A 3591-nucleotide genomic window follows, 5' to 3' on the forward strand; every position below is an offset into this window, starting at 1 on the left:
TGGAGATTTGACCCTAAGGATCTGGCTGACAGAACCTTCGGGACTCCTGATAAAAACCCAGAGGTCGTTAAGAAAAGGTTTGATGAGAAACATCCAGGTTGGTTGATATATAGGAGCATGACTGGCATTGCGTTGGCCGGCAAGGTTTATGTGATTAATGAGCCAGTGTTCAAGGACCCATATAGTAGGTTCTGGTACCCACCAGTTAAGTCCCGTGAGGAGATACAGAGNNNCACACAGGCCATGAGCACCTAATGAAGAATGCGGCTTACTTGGGGGACATTGAGCCATGTCATGGTATACTGGTTAACGCAATAATAGGGGCTAAGAGGCTTGGGGACTTCGTTGATGAGGCAATACTTGAGGGCCATGAGGCTGTTAATAAGTACGGCTACATAAGCCCAAGGAGGCATATGGTTACAATGACCCTCTGGGACATGAGGTATGGTAATCCACTTGAGTCACTGCTACATGGGATAATTAGGCAGAACATGGGTTGCACACACCACATGTTTGGTAGGGATCATGCCGCCGTTGGTGATTACTACGACCCATACGCAACACAGATACTTTGGGAGAAGGGTATACCAAGCTTCGGCCTACCTGAACCACCCTACGATGTTGATAAGGGCCTTAAAATAAGGCCCGTTAACATTAAGGAGTTTTGGTATTGCCCTAAGTGTGGGGAAATAGCCTACAGTGATACATGTGGACACGCTGATGTGGCGCAGAGGTTCAGTGGAAGCTTCATAAGGGGGTTGATAGCTGAGGGTATTGAACCACCACCAATAATATTTAGGCCCGAGGTCTACAGGATTATCGTTAAGTGGTGGAGGGTTTACAATTACCCATTCGTTAACAGGAGGTACCTTGAGTTAAAGGAGAGGGAGCTTGAGGTTGACTTAAAACCAATGGTGGTGAGCAGTAGGAGGTGATGGGCATGCCCTATAGGATAGCCGTTATCCTAGATAAGGCAAGGCTTGAGAGAATAAAGGGCACTGGCCTAGAGGGCATTGTCAAGGACCTGTATGGAGGATGCTTGAAGGTTATTGAGCTTAATGTGCCTGATGATATTGCCCAGAGGATTCTTAAGGAATTCCCAAGAGCTAGGATTGATGCTAGGGGATTCATTGAGGAAACCCCCGTGGCCTTTAAGAGGGAGTTATTTGAGGTTATAGTGCAGTTGAGGAGTATTGGACCTGAGGTCTTCGGTGAGCTGCTTAAGCCTGAGAGGCTTAGTAGGGTTAAGGAAGCGGCTGCTAAGGAGGATGAATACCTACCGCCACCCAACATCGCCTACTGTGGTTAAGGATCATCTTAATTTTAAACTAAACTTAAATTAATTATGCTTAACCATAATGCACAAAAACACCCCTAAAAAAGCCAATTGATCAAAGTGAGGCCACTGTTCATAGGTAGGTTTCAACCGGTTCATTTAGGGCACTTAAGCGCGATAGAGTGGGTGCTTAAGCAGGATGAAGTGGATAGGGTAATAGTTGGTATAGGTTCATCGAATCAATCCTTCACCTTCAAGAACCCCTTCACTGCCGGTGAGAGGATAGATATGTTAACTGAGGTGCTTGACTCAATTAATGTTAAATACAGCATATGTACAATACCCGATACAGGTGGCTTAGCCTCAATATGGTTCTCCTACGTTAGGAATTATTGCCCAGGCTTTGACTTGGTTTACAGTAATGATGAATTCACTAGGCTAGCATTATCATTCTGGAAAATACCAGTATTCAACACACCATTATTCAATAAGGAGAAGCTAAGCGGTACCAACATTAGGCTACTGATGGCGCTCGGCAAGGAAGAGTGGGCTTCACTAGTTCCTAAACCAGTAAGGGAATTCATAGAGAGGATTAATGGTGTTGAAAGGGTTAGGAAGCTTGCAGCAGTAGAGGGTGTAATAAAGGAATAGGCAATTAAATCTGCAGCATTACATTAATTATTCAACCCTGGTTAAGAAGCGTTTTAATGCTATTAAGTAATAATACTGATGCCCCGGCCGGGATTTGAACCCGGGACCTTCCGGTTATGAGCCGGACACTCCACCCAGGCTGAGCTACCGGGGCTTAGTTAACATTATAGGCATGGATTTTATAAGCTTTTTCATAAATTAAACTAACCCATTACTTCTCATGGTAAAGCAGTTCAATTATCGCCCCAAGGCTCTTCCTGGCATCAACATAAACGTAGCCCCCACCCTTAAATTTACCATCCTGTTCAACTGCACCATCAATGCCCAGTAACTCTCTAACAGCCTCATCAACATCATCCACATTGAAGGCTATGTGGTGTATTCCCGGCCCATGCTTCTCAAGGAATTCACTCCAAGTACTTGGCTCACCCACTGGTTGAATAAGTTCAATAGTTATGTTGTTAAGCCTGAAGAAAGCTAACTTAGCCCTACCCCTTGAAGGGGCCCCTCTAAACCTCATTCCAGTCTTCTCCCACTCCTCGGTTTCAGTTATTTGAGGTTCATTAACGCCAAGTATTTTAGCCCACGCCTTAACTGCAGACTCTATGTTTGGGACGACCATGGCTACTTGAACCACCTCCCTGAATTGAACGCCAGCCATAATTAATGCAGTGGCTGCGGCTTAAAAGCATTATTAATGCTAAGGTAATGCTTAATTAGGCTTTAATAACCCCTAATGCATGTCCTTTGAGAAGGCAACATACCTAGTGGGTAGGGGTTTCACTTACCCAGACTATGAACCGCAGTATCAGAGATATTATGGCTACATTGTTAGGCACTTAAACTTAACCCTCAGATTGAATTTAAGTGATAAATCCATTCAGGGGGATGCAAGGTACATTATTAATGTGATTAATAATGAGGGTTACCTAAGTTTCGACGCAGCAGAGATGAACATAACCTCAGTCACCGTTAATGATTCACCAACACGCTTTGAGTATGATGGGCGCTCACTAAGGGTTTACTTAAATAAAACAGGTGAAGCAGCAGTCTCCATAAGCTACAGCGCTAAGCCAAGGAATGGTGTGCATTTTATACTACCTGATGAGTATTACCCCAATAGGAAAATGATGGTTTGGACCCAGGGTGAGAGTGAGGATAATCACTACTGGATACCATTGCCTGATTACCCAAGCATGAAGTTTACCAGTGAATTAACGATAATAGTGCCTAAGCCCCTCACTGCAGTATCAAATGGCTACCTGGTTGAGAGTAGGGATTTAGGTGAGGCGACGCTTTGGCATTGGAGGCTAGATAAGCCGCACTCCTCCTACTTAATAGCCTTCGCTGCCGCTGAATTCGAGGTGATTAAGAATAACTGTGGAGGCATTGAGGTTGAGCATTATGTGCCTAAGGGCAGTGGTGAATTAGCTAGGTTTAGCTTCCATAGGGTATGTGATATGATTAAATTCTTCAGTGAGTACACTGGTGTTAAGTATCCATGGCCAAACTACAAGCATGCTGTTGTGAGCGAATTCGGTGGTGGTATGGAGAATACCACTATAACTATATTAACAGATACTACGCTTCATGATGAACATGCACAATGCCCTGGAGCTAAATTCCCCTGCCCGGGTTTAGAGGATTTTTCTTCTGATGGTTTG

The 3591-nt window shown here is 44.4% G+C and carries 3 protein-coding genes, 1 tRNA gene and 2 pseudogenes; 4 read left to right on the plus strand and 2 right to left on the minus strand.

Features of this window, described 5'->3' with window-relative positions; all coding sequences use genetic code 11:
• From BP896_RS08915 to BP896_RS08925, 3 genes and pseudogenes are all read left to right on the plus strand, one after another.
• Positions 1–935: pseudogene (locus tag BP896_RS08915) on the plus strand (sulfate adenylyltransferase); the annotation flags it as partial.
• 5 nt (positions 936–940) lie between these two features.
• Positions 941–1309: a DUF6955 family protein gene (locus BP896_RS08920; protein ID WP_291767667.1), complete on the plus strand. Its 369-nt coding sequence runs from the start codon at positions 941–943 to the stop codon at positions 1307–1309.
• 87 nt (positions 1310–1396) lie between these two features.
• Positions 1397–1927, plus strand: a complete 531-nt coding sequence (locus BP896_RS08925) for a nicotinamide-nucleotide adenylyltransferase (RefSeq protein WP_291767669.1) — start codon at positions 1397–1399, stop codon at positions 1925–1927.
• A 79-nt stretch (positions 1928–2006) separates the two neighbouring features.
• Here the strand turns inward: BP896_RS08925 and BP896_RS08930 are convergent.
• Together BP896_RS08930 and BP896_RS08935 are read right to left on the minus strand one after the other, a co-directional pair.
• Positions 2007–2081 (minus strand) — tRNA-Met (locus BP896_RS08930).
• 57 nt (positions 2082–2138) lie between these two features.
• Positions 2139–2588 carry a VOC family protein gene (locus BP896_RS08935; RefSeq protein ID WP_291767671.1) on the minus strand — a complete coding sequence of 150 codons (450 nt, stop codon included), beginning with the start codon at positions 2586–2588 and terminating at the stop codon, positions 2139–2141.
• Between the two features lie 79 nt (positions 2589–2667).
• On the opposite strand from BP896_RS08935, the pseudogene BP896_RS08940 reads away from it, so the two are divergent.
• Positions 2668–3591 (plus strand): annotated as a pseudogene (locus tag BP896_RS08940) (M1 family aminopeptidase); the annotation flags it as partial.

This window comes from Caldivirga sp. UBA161 (assembly GCF_002506515.1).
GTDB lineage: Archaea > Thermoproteota > Thermoprotei > Thermoproteales > Thermocladiaceae > Caldivirga.